The sequence below is a fragment of the Anaerotruncus sp. G3(2012) genome (genome assembly GCF_000403395.2).
Taxonomy (GTDB): Bacteria; Bacillota; Clostridia; order Oscillospirales; family Ruminococcaceae; genus Anaerotruncus.
The window spans coordinates 277,203-297,726 of sequence record NZ_KE159668.1; the positions used below are offsets into that span (position 1 = coordinate 277,203).

20 protein-coding genes are annotated in these 20,524 nt (G+C 58.9%); 16 read left to right on the forward strand and 4 right to left on the reverse strand.

What is annotated here, in order from left to right; all coding sequences use genetic code 11:
* Window positions 1-196: 196 nt before the first annotated feature.
* Window positions 197-532, reverse strand: a complete 336-nt coding sequence (locus C814_RS13100; protein ID WP_016315807.1) for a hypothetical protein — start codon at window positions 530-532, stop codon at window positions 197-199.
* Between the two features lie 220 nt (window positions 533-752).
* Here C814_RS13100 and C814_RS13105 point away from each other — a divergent pair, with 220 nt between their 5' ends.
* The 16 genes from C814_RS13105 to C814_RS13180 all read left to right on the forward strand — a co-directional run bounded on the left by C814_RS13105 (window position 753) and on the right by C814_RS13180 (window position 18,184).
* The gene (locus C814_RS13105; protein ID WP_031219649.1) at window positions 753-1,631 is read left to right on the forward strand and encodes a YicC/YloC family endoribonuclease; all 879 of its coding nucleotides are present in this window, start codon (window positions 753-755) and stop codon (window positions 1,629-1,631) included.
* Window positions 1,632-1,643: 12 nt separating this feature from the next.
* On the forward strand, window positions 1,644-1,913 hold the full coding sequence (remA, locus tag C814_RS13110; RefSeq protein ID WP_016315809.1) for an extracellular matrix/biofilm regulator RemA: 270 nt from the start codon (window positions 1,644-1,646) through the stop codon (window positions 1,911-1,913).
* On the forward strand, window positions 1,900-2,514 hold the full coding sequence (gene gmk, locus C814_RS13115; RefSeq protein ID WP_016315810.1) for a guanylate kinase: 615 nt from the start codon (window positions 1,900-1,902) through the stop codon (window positions 2,512-2,514). The genes remA and gmk overlap by 14 nt, the downstream gene beginning before the upstream one ends.
* On the forward strand, window positions 2,511-2,726 hold the full coding sequence (locus tag C814_RS13120; protein ID WP_016315811.1) for a DNA-directed RNA polymerase subunit omega: 216 nt from the start codon (window positions 2,511-2,513) through the stop codon (window positions 2,724-2,726). The genes gmk and C814_RS13120 overlap by 4 nt, the downstream gene beginning before the upstream one ends.
* A gap of 55 nt (window positions 2,727-2,781) precedes the next feature.
* Window positions 2,782-3,984: a bifunctional phosphopantothenoylcysteine decarboxylase/phosphopantothenate--cysteine ligase CoaBC gene (gene coaBC, locus C814_RS13125; RefSeq protein WP_016315812.1), complete on the forward strand. Its 1,203-nt coding sequence runs from the start codon at window positions 2,782-2,784 to the stop codon at window positions 3,982-3,984.
* A gap of 220 nt (window positions 3,985-4,204) precedes the next feature.
* Complete coding sequence (gene priA, locus C814_RS13130; RefSeq protein ID WP_016315813.1) at window positions 4,205-6,658, forward strand: replication restart helicase PriA; 2,454 nt, start codon at window positions 4,205-4,207, stop codon at window positions 6,656-6,658.
* A gap of 94 nt (window positions 6,659-6,752) precedes the next feature.
* Window positions 6,753-7,223, forward strand: a complete 471-nt coding sequence (gene def / locus C814_RS13135) for a peptide deformylase (protein WP_016315814.1) — start codon at window positions 6,753-6,755, stop codon at window positions 7,221-7,223.
* The gene (fmt, locus tag C814_RS13140) at window positions 7,220-8,140 is read left to right on the forward strand and encodes a methionyl-tRNA formyltransferase (protein ID WP_016315815.1); all 921 of its coding nucleotides are present in this window, start codon (window positions 7,220-7,222) and stop codon (window positions 8,138-8,140) included. Before def ends, fmt begins: the two co-directional genes overlap by 4 nt.
* Before the next feature lie 128 nt (window positions 8,141-8,268).
* Window positions 8,269-8,952, forward strand: a complete 684-nt coding sequence (locus C814_RS13145; protein WP_016315816.1) for a zinc metallopeptidase — start codon at window positions 8,269-8,271, stop codon at window positions 8,950-8,952.
* Between the two features lie 15 nt (window positions 8,953-8,967).
* Window positions 8,968-10,248, forward strand: coding sequence for a 16S rRNA (cytosine(967)-C(5))-methyltransferase RsmB (gene rsmB, locus C814_RS13150; protein WP_016315817.1), 1,281 nt, complete (start codon window positions 8,968-8,970; stop codon window positions 10,246-10,248).
* A 5-nt stretch (window positions 10,249-10,253) separates the two neighbouring features.
* Entirely contained in the window at window positions 10,254-11,291 is a 1,038-nt protein-coding gene (gene rlmN / locus C814_RS13155) for a dual-specificity RNA methyltransferase RlmN (RefSeq protein ID WP_022788396.1), read from the forward strand.
* A 1,385-nt stretch (window positions 11,292-12,676) separates the two neighbouring features.
* The gene (locus tag C814_RS13160) at window positions 12,677-13,420 is read left to right on the forward strand and encodes a protein phosphatase 2C domain-containing protein (RefSeq protein WP_016315819.1); all 744 of its coding nucleotides are present in this window, start codon (window positions 12,677-12,679) and stop codon (window positions 13,418-13,420) included.
* Window positions 13,421-13,433: 13 nt separating this feature from the next.
* Complete coding sequence (gene pknB / locus C814_RS13165; RefSeq protein ID WP_016315820.1) at window positions 13,434-15,395, forward strand: Stk1 family PASTA domain-containing Ser/Thr kinase; 1,962 nt, start codon at window positions 13,434-13,436, stop codon at window positions 15,393-15,395.
* A gap of 73 nt (window positions 15,396-15,468) precedes the next feature.
* The gene (gene rsgA, locus C814_RS13170; RefSeq protein ID WP_016315821.1) at window positions 15,469-16,359 is read left to right on the forward strand and encodes a ribosome small subunit-dependent GTPase A; all 891 of its coding nucleotides are present in this window, start codon (window positions 15,469-15,471) and stop codon (window positions 16,357-16,359) included.
* Window positions 16,356-16,988, forward strand: coding sequence for a thiamine diphosphokinase (locus C814_RS13175; RefSeq protein WP_016315822.1), 633 nt, complete (start codon window positions 16,356-16,358; stop codon window positions 16,986-16,988). Before rsgA ends, C814_RS13175 begins: the two co-directional genes overlap by 4 nt.
* A gap of 131 nt (window positions 16,989-17,119) precedes the next feature.
* On the forward strand, window positions 17,120-18,184 hold the full coding sequence (locus C814_RS13180) for an aldose epimerase family protein (protein WP_016315823.1): 1,065 nt from the start codon (window positions 17,120-17,122) through the stop codon (window positions 18,182-18,184).
* Between the two features lie 50 nt (window positions 18,185-18,234).
* Here the strand turns inward: C814_RS13180 and C814_RS13185 are convergent, their stop codons facing one another.
* The 3 genes from C814_RS13185 to C814_RS13190 form a co-directional block, all read right to left on the reverse strand.
* Complete coding sequence (locus C814_RS13185) at window positions 18,235-19,134, reverse strand: DMT family transporter (protein ID WP_016315824.1); 900 nt, start codon at window positions 19,132-19,134, stop codon at window positions 18,235-18,237.
* 181 nt (window positions 19,135-19,315) lie between these two features.
* Window positions 19,316-19,777 carry a GyrI-like domain-containing protein gene (locus C814_RS22295; RefSeq protein ID WP_016315825.1) on the reverse strand — a complete coding sequence of 154 codons (462 nt, stop codon included), beginning with the start codon at window positions 19,775-19,777 and terminating at the stop codon, window positions 19,316-19,318.
* A 52-nt stretch (window positions 19,778-19,829) separates the two neighbouring features.
* Complete coding sequence (locus tag C814_RS13190) at window positions 19,830-20,480, reverse strand: GNAT family N-acetyltransferase (RefSeq protein ID WP_016315826.1); 651 nt, start codon at window positions 20,478-20,480, stop codon at window positions 19,830-19,832.
* Window positions 20,481-20,524: the final 44 nt, after the last annotated feature.

The following is a 20,524-nucleotide window of genomic DNA, read 5'->3' on the forward strand; positions in this document are numbered from 1 at the left end:
ATATCATATTTTTTGTCTGTTGTAAAGAAAACTCTGAGGTAAGCCGTATCTGAATGCAGCACCCGTTAAAAAGGAGTTCTCCCTTTTCAGATTGGTGTTGCCGAACGCGGATTTGCTAAACCATTCGTTAAGATATTCAAAGTGGGTAGTCATCCACCAGTGGATGACTACCCGATAAACTGGAAATTACTTCTCTTTATTCAATCCTAACATTTACTGGCCCTACTGTAAGATTCCCTCCACCCGCTATCGTGTACCACTTGCCTTTTTGCAACTTGATTTTTTCTGATACACCGGATGTAATGTACCCTATCACATATTCTTCACCCGTCTCAACGTCAGTGAAAACTACGTCTGTATCACAGTCACCGCTTACTTTTACAGTGCCAAATAGTGGTTGTATTTGCTCTGACTTAACCGGATTTCCTCTGTCTGCAAGTGTGAATGTATGGGCCTTTTGAATATTAGAATAAAAGAGAATTGCAATTACAAAAATTGCCACCACACATGGAATTATCCATTTTCTTTTCATTAAAACGCCTCCAGAACTTTCGATTTATCGAGCTGATTATAGCACAGGGCATCTGTCATATCAATGTTCCTCTGCAGAAATCGCCGGAGTTATATTCCAACAACACTTATTTCAAAAGGGACAAGGAGTTCTATTGATTGACAAAAGCAGACTTTCAAGGTAAAATAAACAGATAAAAGATTGTCTGAATTTGGGACAGTGGGAGGACGGCGGATTGCAGATGGTTCGGAGTATGACAGGCTATGGGCGCGCCCAGCGGATTATAGATGGGCGGGACATCACGGTGGAAATCAAATCGGTCAACCACCGTTTTCTGGAATTCACTGCCCGTGTCCCCCGCGGATGCGGTTATCTGGAAGAAAAACTGAAAAGCTATATGCAGGGCAGGGCTTCGCGCGGCAAGGTGGAGGTTGGCGTCCAGATTCAGACGGTAGAAGCGGCCAACACGGTTGTAGAGGTCAATCAGGAACTGGCGGGGGCGTATATCCACGCCCTGCGGGAGCTCGGCAAACAGTATGGGCTTACCGACGACCTTTCGGTTTCGTCGATCTCCCGTTTTTCAGAGATTTTTACCGTCCGCCGCGCGCCGGAGGACGAGGATGCGGTCTGGGAAGCGGTGCAGGCAGTGACCGGGGAGGCCGCCGAACGGTTCCTGCGGATGCGGGAACTGGAAGGAGAAAAGCTCCAGGACGACCTGCTCGACCGGCTTTCGCAGATTGAGCAGCGGGTCGGGCTGGTTGAGGAGCAGTCCCCGCGCACCCTTGCGGCCTACCGGGAGCGGCTGACCGCGAAAATCAGCGAGGTGCTCGACGACCGGCAGATCGACGAAGCGCGGATCCTGACCGAGGCGGCTGTGTTTGCCGACCGGATTGCGGTGGACGAAGAAACGGTGCGGCTGCGCAGCCATATTGCGCAGTTCCGCGGGATTCTGGGGCAGGGCGGCGCCGTCGGGCGGAAGTTGGACTTCCTGGTGCAGGAGATCAACCGGGAAGCCAATACCATCGGGAGCAAGGCGCAGGATGTCGAAGTAGCCCGGCTTGTGGTCGAGATCAAAAGCGACATCGAAAAGATACGGGAGCAGATTCAGAACATCGAATAAGGGGTAGCTTGTATGAAACTGATCAATATAGGCTTTGGCAACATGGTTTGCGCAAACCGGCTGGTGGCGATTGTCAGCCCGGAATCCGCCCCGATCAAGCGGATCATCCAGGATGCGCGGGAACGCGGTTCGCTGGTGGACGCAACCTATGGGCGGCGCACCCGGGCGGTGATTATTACCGATTCGGACCACGTGATCCTCTCGGCAGTGCAGCCCGAGACCGTTGCAAACCGGCTGGTGGATGACGAGGATGATGAGGAAGAGGTCGATGATGATGCGTAAAGGGCTGCTGATCGTGTATTCCGGTCCGTCCGGCGTGGGCAAGGGGAGCATCCTCGGCCCGTATTTGAAGGAACATCCGGAAGCGGTGCTTTCGGTTTCAATGACCACCCGCGCCCCGCGCCCGGGAGAAACCGACGGGGTGGAATACCATTTTGTGACCCGGGAGCAGTTTGAATCGGAGATCGCCGCGGGCGGCCTGCTCGAATATGCACAGTATAGCGGGAACTATTACGGCACCCCGCACCGGATGGTTGAGGAACAGCGTGCACAGGGCCGGGATGTAGTGCTCGAAATCGAGGTGCAGGGGGCGGCGCATATCCGCAAGGTCTGTCCGGACGCGGTATTCATCTTTGTGATGCCCCCTTCCTATGAGACGCTGGAAAACCGCCTTTCCGGACGCGGCACCGAACCGCCCGAGGTGGTGCAGCGGCGTTTGGAAGCCGCGCGCACCGAGCTGCGCTGTGCGGCCGAATATGATTACATCATTGTCAACGATGATCTGGAAGAGGCACGTGCGCGTCTGGGCGCGGTGATTATCGCCGCCAGATGTGAGGCCCGCCGGATGAAAAATATGATAGATAAGGTGGAACAGAACGTATGAATATGCTCAGACCCTCGATGGCTTCGATGCTCAAACCGGGCGACAACTACTACGCATTTGTAGTTGCGGTGGCAAAACACGCCCGCGAGCTGGCGCAGGAGGCCGAGGATTCGCATGAGATCATGGAGGAAAAGCCGGTGAAGAAGTCTGTGGAGGATTTTTCCGCTGGAAAGTTCCGTATGGGCGAGGTCCATCAGGAGATCGACCAATAAGCAGACGGCCCTGTAAGATTACAGGGCCTGTTTTTTCAGACAGGGGGAATCTGTTTTGTTCGACGGAAAAACCATCGTGCTGGGGGTGTCCGGGGGGATCGCGGCGTATAAAGCGGCGCAGCTTGCGAGCGACCTTGGCAAAACCGGCGCGGATGTGCATGTCATCATGACCCGCAATGCAACCGAATTTGTCTCGCCCATGACCTTCGAGACGCTGGTCAACAATCGGGTGGCGGTGGACACCTTTGACAGAGGTTTTGAATATAACGTTGAGCATGTTGCGCTGGCGAAAAAGGCGGACGTGTTCCTGATTGCGCCCGCAACCGCGAACGTGATCGCGAAGATGGCAGCCGGAATCGCTGACGATATGCTTACCACAACCGTGTTGGCTGCGCGGTGCCCGAAGATCGTCGCGCCCGCGATGAACACCGGGATGTATGACAACCCGGTGACCCAGCGCAACCTGCAAACCCTGCGGGCGTTTGGGGTGGCGGTGGTTGAGCCGGAGAGCGGGTATCTTGCCTGCGGGGATACCGGGCGCGGGCGGCTGGCGGAGGAAGGCGCCCTGCTGGAAGCGGTGCGGGATGCGCTGACCCCCAAGGATTTGGCGGGACTTTCGGTGCTGGTGACCGCCGGGCCAACCCGAGAGGCGATCGACCCGGTACGGTATATCACCAACCATTCGACCGGGAAGATGGGCTACGAAGTCGCGGCGGCGGCGAAGCGGCGGGGCGCATCGGTCACGCTGGTGAGCGGTCCGACCAGCCTGAAACCGCCCTACGGGGTCACATTTGTCCCGGTCCATACGGCGCAGGAGATGTTCGATGAGGTGACCTCCCGTGCATCCGCCCAGCAGATGGTTGTAAAATGCGCGGCAGTGGCGGACTACCGCCCGGCAACAACCGCAGAGGACAAGATCAAAAAACAGGATGGGGAGATGCAGATTGCGCTGACACGAACGCGGGACATCCTCGGCTGGCTGGGGGAACACCGTGTGCCCGGGCAGGTACTCTGCGGGTTTTCGATGGAAACGCGGGATATGGTGGAAAACAGCGCTGCCAAGCTGGAAAAAAAGCGGGTGGATATGATCGTCGCGAACAACCTCAAGGAGGCCGGCGCGGGATTTGGCACCGAAACCAACATTGTCACCATCCTGACCAAAGCGGGCGCGGAGCCGCTGCCGATCATGGGCAAAGATCAGGTCGCGGATGAGGTTCTGACCCGTCTGCTTGCCCTGCGTACAGAGACTGGGCCCTGATTCCAAACTTCGTATCTTTTCCGGAGGAAGAGCGCTTTTTCTCCCGCAGAAAATACCTGATTGCTGCCGCGGCATCAAGGCTCTGTCCCTTGCCCCATGATTTTTTGAAAAAATCCAGCAATACGCTTATTCTCTTTCAAACCAAAAGTTTCGTCCACCTTTTCAAAGGTGGCGGGGTCGAGGGGCAGGGCCCCCGGCCCTATAGCAGAGGAGGTCAGGAATGCCGCAGACAGCACAGATTGTGGTGGAGAACGCAACCATTCATTTCGATAAGCCGTATTCCTACCTGATTCCAGAGGGGATGCCGGTCCGCCCCGGATGCCGGGTCACCGTCCCGTTCGGCGCGGGCAACCGTACCCGGTTCGGCATGGTGCTCGCCCTTTCCGAGTCCGGGGACATCTCCAGGCTCAAGCCGGTTGCCTCCCTCGTGGACGCCCGGCCGCTTCTCAGCCCGGATCTGCTCTCACTGGTCGAATGGCTGCATGAGCATACCTTCTGCGGCTATTATGATGCAGTGCGCACCCTGCTGCCGCCTGGCATCGGGGTGGAACTGAAATATACCTACGAGCGCGCAAAGGACGCAGGCCCGCCCGAGGACCTGCCGCCCGAACAGCAGCAGATCCTGGAATATCTGAACGGGCGGGGCAAACCGGTCCGGGAGGAGACGCTGCTCGCCGCACTCGGCCTGGATGCTGAGTCCCCCAGCCTGCGCGCCCTCTGCGAAGCGGGTGCGGTGATCAAGTCGCAGGAGGTGCGGCAACGGGTGCTGGACGAAAAACTGGTGATGGTGCGTCTGGCGGACGGGATCACCGAATTGGGGGACATCACCGATGTAAAAATCACCGCCAAGCAGAAGGCGGTGGTCGAGCTGCTCGCGCAGGCAGGACAGGCTACCCTGAAAGAGGTCTGTTATTTTGCAGGGGTGGGAAAAACGGTGGTTGACCGTCTGGAAAAGGCAGGGGTCACCCATTATTTCACCCGGGAGGTTTATCGCAGCCCCTATGAGGTACGTACGGCCCGGGAGGATGCCTCTGCGCTCTCCCTCTCGGACGAACAGCAGGCTGCATACCGGACCCTCTGTGAACTGGCCGATTCGGGAAAGCCGCAGGCCGCGCTGCTCTATGGGGTGACCGGGTCGGGGAAGACCGAAGTCTTTCTCCGAACGATCCAGCACCTGCTCGGGAGCGGGCGCGGCGTGATCGTGATGGTGCCCGAAATCTCCCTGACCCCCCAGATGATCGAACGGTTCCACCGGTATTTCGGGGACCGGGTCGCGGTGCTGCACAGCGGCCTGACGATGGGCGAGCGGATGGACGAATGGAAGCGGATCCGGGACGGCGGCGCACAGATCGTCGTCGGCACCCGGAGCGCGGTGTTCGCGCCGCTTGCGCGGATTGGGATGATCGTGATGGATGAGGAACAGGAGGCGACCTATAAGTCCGAGATGTCCCCCCGCTACCATGCGAGGGATGTGGCGCGGGTGCGTGCCGCCAGCCATAATGCGTTGCTGCTGCTCGCCTCGGCGACCCCGAGCGTCGAGAGCTTCTACCGGGCCAAACAGGGGCGGTACCATCTCATACAGCTAAAAAACCGGTTTGGGGCCGCGAAGCTGCCCGATGTCACCATCCTCGACATGTCGACGCAGGCGCTGAACGCGGCGTCCGGCTCCCTCTCGGCGGAACTGATCGGCCAGCTTCGCCAGAACCTCGAAAACAGCGAACAGAGTATCCTGCTGCTCAACCGGCGGGGGTACAACACGCTGGTGAAATGTTCGATCTGTTCGGCCGTGGCAGGATGCCCCAACTGTTCGGTCGCCCTGACCTACCACACCGCAAACGGGCTTCTGATGTGCCACTACTGCGGTTATACGGCGCGTCCGGACGAGACCTGCCCGACCTGCGGGAGCAAGTTCCGGCGGTTTTCGGGAGCGGGCACCCAGAAGGTGGAGGAGGAGCTGCGGGAACTGCTGCCGCAGGCGCGGGTGCTCCGGATGGATATGGACACCACTATGGCACGATTTTCCCATGAAAAACATTTTGCTGATTTTTCGGCGGGAAAATATGATATAATAATCGGGACGCAGATGGTTGCGAAAGGGCTGGACTTTCCAAATGTCACCCTTGTGGGGGTGCTTTCGGCGGACAGTTCGCTCTATGCGCAGGATTATTGCAGCTTTGAGCGGGCGTTTTCGCTCTTCACACAGGTGGTCGGGCGGAGTGGGCGTTCGGATAAGGCGGGACGCGCCTATATCCAGACATTCACCCCCGAAAACCCGGTGATCGCGCTGGCGGCGATGCAGGATTACGACAGCTTCTACGAAAGCGAGATCGAAAACCGACGCATCCACCTCTATCCGCCGTTCTGCGACATGGTCGGGATCGGGTTTTCCGGGATCGACCGGGCGGAGGTGCAGGCCGCGTCCAGACAGTTTCTGGCGCAGTTTGCCGCGTTTGCCAGCGCCGAATACAGCGACCTGCCGCTGCGGGTGCTCGGGCCGTGTGAAAGCGCGATCCCCCGGATTTCCGGGAAGTACCGCTGGAGGATGGCGGTCAAATGCACCTTCGGCGCACGCACCCGGGAGCTTCTCTGGCGGACGGTGCGATGGTACCATGCGCAGAGCCGGAACCGTCCGGTCTCGCTTTATGTCGATCCGCGGTATGAAAGTTCGATCTGAGGGTTGAAGTTTCTGCCCGGGCCGGCTCGTTAAAATCAAAAGAGAACCATGTGACAGCATGAAGATCAAAAGCAGAATTGGGAGGAACAGAAAAATGGCAATCCGCAATATCTTGAAGGAAGACGACCAGCGCCTGCGCAAAAAAAGCCGGGCCGTTACCGAGTTCAACGAACGGCTCTGGACGCTGCTTGACGATATGTACGAAACGATGGTCGACGAGGGGGTCGGGCTGGCTGCGCCGCAGGTGGGGGTTCTCCGCCAGGCAGTGGTCATCGACGTCGGCGAGGGAAAATGGGAGTTGGTCAATCCCGAGATCGTCAGCGAAGAGGGCGAGCAGTGCGACACCGAGGGATGCCTGTCCATACCCGGCGTCTGGGGAGTGGTGCGCCGTCCCAAAAAGCTGCATATCTGTGCGCAGGACCGGTTCGGCAAGCCGTTCGAATTTGATGCGGAGGACTTTTTCGCGGTCGCCTGCTGCCATGAGATCGACCACCTTTCGGGCGTCCTCTTTACCGACAGGGCCGAACGCCTTCTGACACCGGATGAATTGAGGGAAGCCGAATGAGGATTGTGTTCATGGGTACGCCGGATTTTGCGGTCCCCTGCCTGGCGCGCCTGATCGCAGACGGCCACGAGATCGCCGGGGTGTTCACCCAGCCGGACAAACCCAAGGGGCGGGGATATAAGCTCGCGCCGCCGCCGGTCAAGGAATTGGCGCTTGCCAACGGGCTGCCAGTCTGGCAGCCGGAAAAACTCCGCGACGGTACCGCGCTTGCGGTTTTGCGAGAGCTGGCCCCCCAGCTGATCGCGGTGGTTGCCTATGGGCGGATGCTGCCAAAGGAAATCCTTGATCTGCCGGAATACGGCTGTATCAATGTGCATGGATCGCTGCTGCCAAAGTACCGGGGTGCAGCGCCGATCCAGTGGAGCGTGCTTAACGGTGACCTGACAGCGGGTGTGACCACCATGTACATGGCCGAAGGGATGGACACCGGGGACATGATCCTTTCCCGGTCGGTTCCGGTGGGGGAAGATGAAACATCGGGGGAGCTGTTCGACCGGCTTGCGGTGCTGGGCGCGGAGGCACTCTCTGAAACGGTGCGGCTGATCGCCGGGGGCAACGCCCCGCGCACGCCGCAGGATGATGCACAGGCGAGCCGCGCCAGTATGCTGACCAAAGAGATGGCAGTGATCGACTGGTCGAAATCCGCGCGGGAGGTACACAACCTGATCCGCGGGATGAACCCCTGGCCGACAGCACATACCCGGCTGGGCGGCAAGGTGCTGAAGGTGCACCGGTCGCGGGTCGTGGAAGGCGCAGGGGAACCGGGCATCGTGCTCGACGGGAAAAGGCTGATCGTCGGATGTGGGGAAGGCGCGGTCGAACTGGTGGAAATCCAGCCCGAGGGGAGCCGCCGGATGCCCGCCGCCGACTATCTGCGAGGGCATCCGGTTGAAACCGGCACCCGGCTGGGGGAATGACCAGAGGTTTTGCCCCTCAATCCCGCAGCGGTGCATAGTCCAACCGGCGCGAAGCGGTGGCTCTTGGGCCGGCGATCAAGATTGGCAAAGCGTTTAGGGCCTCAAAACTTCAAACAAGGGGGAGCTGTATGTTTGACCTTTATTATCTGATTCTGGTCGTCCCGGCGTTGCTGTTCGCGAGCTGGGCTCAGATGCAGGTTTCCAGCACGTTTGACCAGTATTCCAAAGTCCGCTCGTCGCGCGGGATCACAGCCGCACAGGTTGCGCGGCGGATTCTCGATGCAAACCGCCTCCAGCAGGTCCGGGTGGAACGGATTGCGGGGAAACTCACCGACCATTTTGACCCGAGCAGCGGCGTGATCCGCCTGTCGGACGACGTTTATGGCAGCAGCTCGGTGGCGGCGATCGGGGTAGCGGCTCATGAATGCGGGCATGCAGTCCAGCACGCCCAGAAATATGCCCCCATGCAGCTGCGCGCCGCGATCATCCCAGTGACCAACCTTGGCTCCAAGCTCTCGATCCCGTTGTTTGTGGCAGGGCTGATCCTGAGCTATCAGCCGCTTTGCAACATCGGGCTGCTGCTCTTTTCGCTGGCGGCGATCTTCCAGCTCGTGACCCTGCCTGTCGAGTTTGACGCCTCCGCCCGCGCGCTGCGCACGCTGGAGAAGGAGCGGTTTCTGGAGTCCTCCGAGCTGCGCGGCTCCAAACGGGTGCTTAAGGCCGCCGCACTGACCTATGTGGCCGCGCTGGTGGTCTCGCTGGCACAGCTGCTGCGGCTGGTACTGATCTCCCGCAGCCGCAACCGAGACTGAAACCGGAGGGAACAGATGAAGAATGCGAGAGAAACCGCTGTGCAGGCGCTTCTGCGTCAGAGTACGGAGAATGCCTATTCCAACCTTGTGATCGACGCACTGGCCACGAAAAACCGTCTGGATGCGCGGGACGCCGCATTCGCGGCTGCGCTCTTTTACGGAACGCTCGAGCGGCGGCTGACCATCGACCATATCCTGAAACAGTACAGTGCGCGGCCGCTCACAGCCCTGTCCCCGCAGGTGCGGGAGACGCTGCGGGCTGGGGTTTGCCAGCTTGTTTGGATGGACGGCGTGGACGATTACGCGGCAGTGAATGAGAGCGTCAATCTGGTGAAGGCGCTCGGACAGGCAAAGGCGTCCGGTTTTGTCAATGGGGTTCTGCGCAGTTTCCTGCGGGATGGAAAGCGCATCCCCCCGGTGGACGGTGGGCGCGCCGAACAGCTCGCGGTGGAATATTCCTGCCCGGCGTGGCTGGTCGGCCGGTGGCTTGAAGCCTATGGGGAACCCGCCTGCCTGCGGCTGCTCTCCCAGTCGATCGGGCGTCCGCCGCTCTATCTGCGCGCCAACACCCTGATGGTTTCCCCCGAACGGCTGGCGGAAATCCTGACTGGCGAGGGGGTTCCCTGCACCGTGGAAACGGAGCCGGACGGTTGTATCGCGGTCGAGGGCAGAGTACCGATCGAACGCCTGGAATCGTTCCGGTCGGGGTTGTTCCATGTGCAGGACCGGGCGTCCCAGCTCTGTGCCGCTGCGCTTGATCCCCAACCGGGCGAGCGGGTGCTGGATGTCTGTGCGGCGCCGGGCGGCAAGTCCTTCACCGCTGCCGAGCGGATGCGGGACGAGGGGGAGTTGGTCGCCCGTGACCTGCATCCCAAACGTGCCGCGCTGGTGCGTCAGGGGGCACAGCGGCTTGGGATCGAGTGTATCCGGGCGTCCGCGGGAGACGCGGGGATCTATGACCCCGCACTCGGCAGCTTTGACCGGGTACTCTGTGATGTTCCCTGTTCCGGCTTTGGGGTGATCCGGCGCAGGCCGGAAATCAAGTATAAAAGTTGGGAATCGGTCCGGAATCTTCCGGAAATTCAGTATAAAATCCTGCAAACCTCCTCACACTATTTAAAGACGGGCGGCAGTCTGGTCTATTCGACCTGTACCCTGCTCCCCGAGGAGAACGAACAGACCGTCGCGCGGTTCCTCGAGGGGAACCCTGAGTTCACGCTTGAATCTCAGCGCACCTGTACCGGCGAAGCGGCGGATACCGACGGATTTTTCATATCCGTCCTGAAAAAGCGGTGAACAGCATGGAAAAGAGTGACCTCAAGTCTCTGACAGAACAGCGGATCGAAGCGGAATTTGTCCGGATGGGCCAGCCAAAATTCCGCGCCCGGCAGGTCTACCGGTGGCTGCACCAGAAACAGGTGTCTACTTTTGCCGAAATGACCGACCTGCCAACCCCGCTTCGCGGGCAGCTTGACGAAAAATTCTACATAAACACCATCCGCATCAAAAAAAGACTTGTTTCCAGCATAGATGGTACGGTAAAATATCTCTATGAGCTGCGGGACGGCAACTGTGTCGAGGCGGTGCGGATGCAGTATAAGCATGGGGCCTCCCTCTGCATCTCGACACAGGTGGGCTGCCGGATGGGCTGCCGGTTCTGCGCTTCCACGCTGGCGGGCTGGGTGCGCAATCTGACCGCCTCCGAGATGCTTGATGAAGTCTATACCGCCCAGCAGGATCTGCGCGGACGGATTTCCAATGTCGTACTGATGGGGATTGGGGAGCCGCTCGACAACTTCGACAATGTGATGGCGTTTCTCGAAATCCTTTCCTCCCGGGAGGGGATCAACCTCAGCCTGCGGCATGTCTCGCTTTCCACCTGCGGGCTGGTGGATGGGATCCGGGCGCTTGCGGAGAAAAAGCTCCAGCTCACCCTTTCGGTTTCACTGCACGCGCCCAACGACAGCATCCGCAGCCAGTCGATGCCGGTAAACCAGCGGTACAATATGGACGATCTGCTCGACGCCTGCCGGGACTACTTCGAGCAGACCGGGCGCAGGATTTCGTTTGAATACGCGCTGATTGCAGGGGTGAACGACGCGCCCGCACACGCGGAAGAGCTGGCCTCCCGTCTGAGCGGGATGGGGGCGCATGTCAACCTGATCCCGGTCAATCCGGTGGCTGAAACCGGGTACCGCCGGGGAAAGCGCGCGGGGATCGAGGCGTTCCAGGCGCAGCTCGAGCGGCTGGGGGTCAACGCGACCATCCGGCGGGAACTGGGGACAGATATTGCGGCCGCCTGCGGGCAGCTGCGCAGGCAGGACACTGAGACAGCGTAAGTTTTTGGCCCCCAGACCAAACTTGCAGGCGTAAGGCGCCTTCCTTGGCCCGGACTGCGAGCCGCAGCGAGCGTTTCAAGGCCAACCGCCGCAGGCGGCTCTTAGGCCGAGATCGCGCAAAGCGTGCTGCCCCTGCGTGCTGTCTTGCGGGCGAGGGGGTCAAAGGCAACGGAAGTTTGGATTCCCGACCAAACTTCCGGGGCGCAAGCGCCCTTCTTCGGGGGACTTCTCGGACCTGCGGTCCGAAGCGCGGCATACGCCGCGACGCCCCCTCAGTTTGCCTTACGGGCGAGGGGTCGGTGCCCCCTCCCCGTAGGCCCCTCCCTTCCGGGCCGGGTGCCGCTTTTTTCCCAAAACCAAAGTTTTACTCAATTTTTTTCAAAAAACTGCGGGGTCGAGGGGCAGCGCCCTCGACGCGCTCCGCACTGCGAGCCGCAGCGAAGCGTTTCGAGCGCAACCCGCCGAAGGCGGGCTCTTGGCGCGAGATGAGCGCGGAACGCTTTCTCCTGTGAAGCGCTTTTTTCGGGTGAATTGCCGCGAAGCGGCAAGAGGGGGCTTTTGGCAAGTGAAAAAAAACCCTTGCAGGAATAAATGCGGAACAGGCTTTTAGAACCAAAAGTTTCGTCCACCTTTGAAAAGGTGGCGGGGATTGAGACAACGTAAGTTTGGTTCTGGACTAAACTTACAGGCGCAAGTGCCTTCCTTGGGTCTTCTCGGTCCCAGAGGGCACCGGACTGCGAGCCGCGGCGAGCGTTTCGAGGACAACCGCCACAAGCGCTTTTAGGCCGAGATCGCGGCATACGCCGCGACGACCCTGCGGGCTGTCTTACGGGATAGGGGCCACCGGGCGCATGTTGTTTTGAATTCCAGACCAAAACAACACCCGTCGCTTCTCGGGCTTTCAGCCCGGACTGCGAGCCGCAGCGAGCGTTTCGAGGCCAACCGCCGCAGGCGGCTCTTGGGCCGAGATCGCGTTTCACGCGACACTCGGGCAGGATGCGCCTTACTGCGAGCCGCAGCGAGCGTTTCGAGGCCAACCGCCGCAGGCGGCTCTTGGGCCGAGATCGCGTTTCACGCGACACTCGGGCAGGATGCGCCTTGCGGGTTAGGGGTCAGCGGCCCCTCCCCGCAGGCCCCACCCCGATGGGGCAAAGTGCGCTTTTTATCTGTTCTTTTCTTTCACTGCCGCTGGATGAGGCTCTTAGCGCGGAGATCGGCGTACATAGGCCAACCGGTGCAGAGCGGAAGCTCTCAGGCCGGAGCAAAAAATTGCGCGGTCGAGGGGCGGTGCTCTCGATGTCTGACGCGGCGGTTATCAATATAAAATTCCGAGGTGCGGGCTTTCGGGCGACGTAGTATACACATCTCTTTTAGGGGGCTTTCGATTGATCAAGATTTATGGAGGGACCGACCGGGGACGGGTTCGGGCGACCAATCAGGATACCTATGCCTACAAGGTGGTTGACGAGGAAACCGCCTTTGCGATCGTCTGTGACGGGATGGGCGGCGAGAAGGGCGGGCATGTTGCGAGCGCCAAGGCCGCAGAGGTGATCGGCCAGGCGCTGACCCGCGGCCTGACCCCGCAGCTTCCGGCCGGGTCGGTCAAGTCGCTGCTGATCTCGGCAGCCGCTGCGGCAAATGCGGTGGTCTATGAGATGGGATGCCGGGACGAATCGCTCGACGGGATGGGTACAACAGTGATCGCGGTTGTGGTGAAGGGAGACCTGCTCTGCGCGATCCACGCGGGAGACAGCCGTCTCTATCTCTTTGAGAATGATGGGGAGAACCCTGGCGCTGCACAGCGCCTGACCCGGGACCACAGTGTGGTGCAGCTGCTGATCGACAGCGGCGAGATCTCTGAGCAGGAGGCGCGCAACCATCCGAAGCGCAATTACATCACCCGCGCTCTGGGAGTGGAGCGCAGCACCGAGGTGGAATATACCGAACGGGCCTTCCGCAAAGGACAGCTTCTGCTCTGTTCCGACGGGCTATATAACTATGCCCCGCCGGAGGAACATGCCGCTCTGATTACCACCTGTACCAGCGAGCAGGACCTTTTCCTGCTGATCGACGAGGCGAACAAGGCAGGCGGCGCCGACAACATTACCGCCGTCATCGTCGCAAAGTAGGAGGAACCATTTGATGGATAAATATTTAGGCAAAAAGCTCGAGGGCCGGTATGAGGTCATGGAGATCATCGGCATCGGCGGCATGGCGAACGTCTATAAGGCGTACGACGTGCTCGAAAACCGGGTGGTTGCCGTCAAGATTCTGCAGGAAGAGCATATGAATAATGAGGATATGCGCCGCAGGTTCAAGAACGAGAGCAAGGCAATGGCGGTGCTCAACCATCCGAATGTCATGCGGGTCTACGACGTGAGCTTTTCCGACCGGATGCAGTCGATCGTCATGGAGTATATCGACGGGATCACCCTCAAGGAATATATCGAGCAGCAGAAGGTGCTCCGCTGGAAAGAGGCAGTCCATTTTACCGTCCAGATCCTCCGGGCGCTCCAGCACGCGCACGACAAGGGCATTGTCCACAGGGACATCAAGCCGCAGAATATCATGCTGCTGTCAGATGGGACGATCAAGATCACCGATTTCGGGATCGCGCGGTTCGCCCGCAGCGAGACCCGCACCCTCACCGACAAAGCGATCGGCTCGGTGCACTATATCAGCCCGGAACAGGCGGCAGGCGGCGCGATCGACGCCCGCACCGACCTCTATGCGGTTGGGGTGATCCTTTACGAAATGCTCACCGGCCGGGTCCCGTTCGAGGCGGACACCCCGGTTTCGGTTGCGCTCAAGCAGATACAGAGTACAGCCGTCCTGCCCCGGGAGCTGAACCCCTCGATCCCCGAGGGCCTGCAGGAAATCACCATGCATGCGATGGAGAAGGAGCTCTCCAAACGGTACCAGAGCGCGGCGCAGATGCTCCGCGACATCGACGAGTTCAAGCGCGATCCTTCGATCCTTTTCGAATACAAATACCTCGACGTCAAAAGCCCTGCCGCCGAGAGCCGGTATTCGGATGCGATCCAGAGCGCGCGTAAGGAGAAAACAGTGAAAGACAAGCGCAAAAAGAAAAAGAGAAGAAGCAGGCGTGCCCCGATCATCCCGGTGTTGGCGGGGGTGACCGCCGCGTTCGTGATCGTCTCAGCGGCGTTTATCGGCTGGATGATCTATCTGAACAACCCGTTTGTATCGGTCGAGGACGATATCGTCCCCAGCCTGGTGGGGGAAAAATGGGACAACGTGAAGATTTCCCCCAAGTACGCCAACTTTAACCTCGATCCCACCGAGCTGGAATACAACAACGAATACGGCAAAGGGGTGATCTTCGACCAGGAGCCGCGCGCGGGCAGTAAGGTTAAGGTCGGCTCGACCATCAAGGTCAAGATCAGTACTGGTAAGCTCACCACCCGCCTGCCCAGCTTTGTCGGGCAGGATTCCGCGCAGGTGGTCGCCCAGCTCAACGAATGGGGCATCAACTACGAAGAGAAGATGCTGTTTGACGACAGCATCCCGTCCGGCGGGGTTATCAAAACCCTGCCCGAAGCGGGGGCAGAGGTCGCCGCAGACGAAACGGTGATCCTCTATGTCAGCATGGGGCGGGAGGAGACGCTGGTAACGGTGCCCGACCTGACCGGTATCAGCCTGAATGATGCGAAAACCCTGCTGGATAACTATAAGCTGCGGATCGGTAAGATCACCTATGACGAGCGCAGCGACGAACCGCAGGGGACGATTATCCACCAGTCGGTGGCACAGGATTCGCAGGTCGAGCAGAACACGGTGATCGACCTGGAGGTCGCGGGCAACAGCGGGGGAAGCATCCGGCTGACCGTGATGATCCCGCTGCCTGAGCAGGTCAACCGGATGGTCGAACTGGTTGCGCTTCAGGATGGCATCCAGATCCAGCGGGAGCAGGTGAACCCGTCCGAGGCGAAGACATGGAAACCGGTCTTTTCCGGGGAGCCGGACCAGATTTCCGAAATCAGCATCCTGATCGATGGGGCGGAATATCAGGTCTATGAGCTGGATTTTGAGGCAAAGGGACACCGCATACTGGCGGATTTCACAGAGGACTTCTCCGAGTGAGAGGGCTACAGTCTACAGGCGCGCGGGCGGCTTCCGGATCGAGGCCGCCCGCGCCGGAACAATGGGGGGCCGTATGAACACACAGAGCGGATTGATCGTCAAAGCGACCGGGGGATTCTACTATGTGGAGTCGGAGGGCGCTACATACGAATGTCGGGCGCGGGGGCTGTTCCGCAAGGAGGGGGTCAGCCCGCTGGTCGGTGACCGGGTGACCGTTGAGCCGACCGGCGAGGCCACCGGGCAGGTGCAGTCGATCCTGCCCCGCAAAAACCAGCTTGTGCGCCCGCCGCTAGCCAACCTTGATACCTTTGTGGTCGTTGCATCGGTCGCCGACCCTGCGCCCAATCCGTTTGTAATCGACAAGATGCTGGCGATCGCCTGTCACAAAGGAATTTCCCCGATGCTGGTCATCACCAAAAGCGACCTTGGCGCTCCCGACCGGATGGAGGAGGTCTACCGGATGGCAGGCATCCCCCTGCTTGCGGTTTCCAACCAGAGCGAACAGGGGCTGGACCGCCTGCGGGAAGCGCTTTCCCATGGGATCAGTGCCTTTTCCGGGAATACCGGGGTTGGGAAGTCCAGCCTGCTCAACCGGCTCGATCCCCGGCTGGCCCTCGCGACCGGCGAGACCAGCCAGAAGCTCGGGCGGGGGCGGCATACCACCCGGCATGTCGAGCTGTTCCGGATCGGCAAGGATGGTTATATTGCGGACACGCCCGGCTTTTCGGCAGTCGAGCTGGAGCGGTATGAGGTCATCCTGAAGGAAGAGCTGGCGGAGTGTTTCCCCGAATTTGCCGAATTTACCGGGGATTGCCGGTTCACCGGCTGTTCCCATACGGTGGAAAAGGGTTGCGCGGTGCTTGAGGCAGTGCAGGAAGGCAGGATACACCCGTCCCGACACGCGAGCTACTGCGCCCTTTACGAGGATGCAAAGAAGATCAGAGAATGGGAGCTGAAACGATGAACAGATGTATCCTGTTTTCGGGCGGCCCGCTTTCCGACTGCGACCAGGTCGAAGTCAAGGTGGGGCCGGGGGATTTTGTGATCGCCTGTGACGCGGGATGCCGGACAGCGGCACAGTTCGGCGTACGTCCCGACCTCGCGGTTGGGGATTTCGATTCGCTGGGTGGGCCGGTGCCGGGAGGAATCCCGGTGCAGAAAGTCCCAGCGGAGAAGGATGATACCGATACCATGCTTGGGCTGCGGGTCGGCCTGGAACAAGGGTTCCGGGAGTTCCTGCTGGTCGGTGGGTTCGGCGGCAGGCTCGACCACACGGTCGCCAACCTACAGGCGCTCGGCTGGCTCTGCCGGCAGGGCGCGTCGGGACAGATTCTCTCCAACCGGAACCGGGCGTGGGCGGTGCGGTGCGGCACCCTTGTCCTGCGCAGGCTCGATGGATGGCATCTTTCGGTGTTCGCGTGGGACGGGCCTTGCCGGGGTGTCACGCTCGAAGGGCTGCAATACCCCCTTCGGGATGCGGAACTGACGCCCAGCCTGCCGATCGGCGTCAGCAATGAATTTGTGGGGGAATATGCGCGGATTACCGTCACAGATGGTACCCTGCTGGTCATTGCAGCAGAAGAATGCCGCTAAAAATTGTGGGTAAAAGCCGCCAGCGCGGCAACTGGAAGCGGGGTTGCCGTAAGCAGACTTATTGCCGCAGGCTTGAAGAAGGTCCAAACGATTTTTTCAGCGTTTCCATGACTAAGAGGAGGATGGGTCAGATGGCAGTTATCACAGAACGGGAATTTTTCACCACCAGCAAAGGTGGAAAAGCGGTGCTTTACACCCTCAGAAACCGCGCGGGGAGTGAGGTGGAAATTACCAATTTTGGAGGTGCGATCGTCTCGATCAGGGTGCCTGATCGGAACGGGGCGTTTGCCGACGTGGCGCTGGGTTTTGACAGCGGAGCGGGCTATGAAGGACATGCCTATTTTCTCGGGGCAATGATCGGCAGGTGCTGCAACCGGATCAAGGCCGGGCGGTTTACCCTGAATGGGAAGGCGTACCAGCTCGCCTGCAACGACAACGGAAAAAACCACCTGCATGGCGGGGTGCATGGGCTGGAATCCAAGCTCTGGGATGCGGAGGTCTCCCAGCAGGACGGCGAGGATGTTTTGACGCTGCGTTGTGTCTGCGAGGATGGGGAGGAAGGGTATCCCGGCCGGCTCGAGATTTCGGTGGCGGTCACCTTTTCGGAGGATCATGCGCTGAAGCTGCAATATCAGGCGGTTTCGGATGCGGACACCGTTTGCAGCCTGACCAACCATTCCTATTTTAACCTGTCAGGGCACGCCTCGGGAGATATTTTGGGACATGAGCTTAAGCTGTATGCCAGCCGGTTTACCGAAGCGGACGCGGAGAGCATCCCGACCGGGCAGGTGCTGCCGGTAGCGGGGACGCCGATGGATTTCCGGGAGTTTCACCGGATTGGGGAGCGGATTGGGCAGGACTATCCCGCGCTGATCTACGGGAATGGTTATGACCATAACTGGGTGCTTGACCATCCGGATGGAACACTCGCTCTGAGCGCGGAACTCTACGACCCGGAGAGCGGACGCCTGCTGGAGTGTTATACTGACAGTCCTTGTATGCAGGTCTATACCGGCAATTTTATTGATGGAAGCAGTTGTGGGAAGGAAGGCTGCTGGTATCAGCAGCGGGCAGGGATCGCGCTTGAAACGCAGTATGCGCCCGATGCGGTCAACCATCCGGAGTGGGACAGCCCGATCCTTCGCAAGGGGGACCGGTATGCACATGCTACAATCTACCGGTTCTCTGTGAAATAACAAATAAAAAAACGCCTTCTGGGTTTCCAGAGGGCGTTTTTTCAGGCGCTTTACTCGGCTTTTTCCGAAGGGGCGTTGTGCTGGGCGGCCGACTCTCTGCTGCGCCGGTTGGTGTACAGATAGACCATCACCGAGCCGCCGGTCACCAGTGCCCCGCCCAGCAGCGAGGTCGCGGGAATCTGTTCCCCGAGCGCGGCCCAGCCGAGCAGGATGGAAAAGAGAATCCCCGAATAGTCGTAGATGCTGATTTCCGCTGCGGGCGCCATCTGATAGGCATAGGTCACAAGGATCAATCCGAACGAACCGGAAGCCGAAATGAGCAGTAGGAACAGCCACTGGCGAAGGTCGGGCAGGATAAATCCGTTGAACAGCATCAGGGGGAATGCCGCCAGCATACAAAATGTCGAGAAATACATGGTGATGGTCATGGTATCCACCTTGCCCTTGAAATAGCTGAGCAGCGTATAAGCGACACCGGTTGCAACCGCAGACAGAAACGCCATCAGCAGCGGCAGGACATTGGAGTTGAAGCCGGGCCGCGCAACCAGCACCGCGCCCGCAAACGCGAGGATCAGCGCAGGGATCTGCACTGGGAGCAGTTTTTCCTTGAGAAAAACCATCGCCAGAATCGTGACCCAGAAAGGGGAGGTTTTCAGGAGGATTGCCACATCGCCCTGATTGGCGTGTCCGGACGCATAGAACGAAGCAGACACTGCAAAAAATCCAAAGACCGACCGCAGAAACAGGAGGAGCTGATACCTGCGCGGGCCAAAGAAGGAGCCGCCGGTTTTGCGGAGAATCACCCAGGCGACGAGGGCATTGAACAGATTTCGGAAAAACATCTGCTCCATGACAGGAATCTCGTTGATGCAGCGGATTGCCACCGACATTACCGACAGCAAAAATGCCGACAGGATCATCAGAAGGATACCCTTTTGTTTTTGTGGCATGGGAGCCCCTCTCTTTCTGTCTCAAGATCAACGGCGGGGACTCCGCCCCTCACCGCATTTGACTGCCGCCTCTGCGGCGCGTAAAGGCCAACCGGCGCGGAGCACCGGCTCTTAGGCCAAAACAAAGATGGACAAAACTTTTGGTTTTATAGATAGCAGATAGGATTTTTAAAACTTGGCTCTAACGGATGGGATAGACGATTTGCGTAAGCAGCTCCTCCGCGGGTGTTTTGTCGGCATCGTTTAAATAAATCTCGTAGGAAACCCCGGTATTCTCCAGCGAATGTTCCTTTTCATATGCCATAATTGCGGAGTATGCCCTTTCGAGCGTGGGGTATGGGCCTTTATGCGTCATGAGGATGGCTTTCCCCCCGTATGTTTTGGTCATGTAAAACTCGCCAAAGTCCGGGACAGGGTCTGCAACAGGAAATCCCCACTCAATATCAAATTCGGAAAAGTCAGGCTTCATATTCGTATATTTCAGATATGGAGGTCCGGACATCTCTTTGCCCTGTTCGGATAAATACGCCAAAAGTTTCCCACACATCTCGCCTATGGCTTCGTGGATATTGCGCATGCTTACTGCTGTTCTCTTGCTTGCCACAGCAATTTGCGGGGTTAAGTTTGCAACTTCCATTTTCATTGACAGGCTCCTTTGAACTGTTTTTTGGTGGTTGGCTGTCTGATGGCTGGCTTCACTGTATAAAAGAATGGCTGTGAATATAAAATTCTTCCTGAGAAGCCTGATACCGTTTTTCTTTGGGTGCAAATTGTTGGTCGAACCGCTCCGCCTCCGCGCTGTCGACGCTGTGATAGGCCGGGCTGTCGGAATAGGTCCATGGCCCCTCTTCTACAGAGAGCGCGTCCGGCTTCAGCTCTTTCGCCAGCATGGCGGACGGGTATATGCCGCCCTCCATGCAGATGTTGTATTTTTTACAGCTTTTGAAACCGAGGCCGACATAGTTGCCGGGATTGCCCAAAATGACAATCAGGTCATATCCAAGTTCCAGCGCCTTGCAAAACGAATGCTCTAACAGAGCCTTTCCGTACCCTTTGCGCTGGAAGTCCGGATGGATGCAGACCGGGCCGAACGTCAGGATCTGTTTTTTCCTGCCCAACTGGCTGGTCAGGGTGGATTTGGTATACATCACATTCCCGATCACCTGACCGTCCAGCTCGGCGACAAAATCCAGCTCCGGAACAAAGTCCGCATGTCCCCGCAGAATATGCGCCAGATAGTGTTCCTCGCATCCCGGTACATACAGGTTCCAGAATGCTTCCCGCGTGATCTGTTCTACAATGGCGTAATCTTTTTCTGTCTCATTTCGAATCTGAAGACGTTCCATAGTGGATTTTCCTTTCCGACAAACCCGCCAACATAGACGGGGGC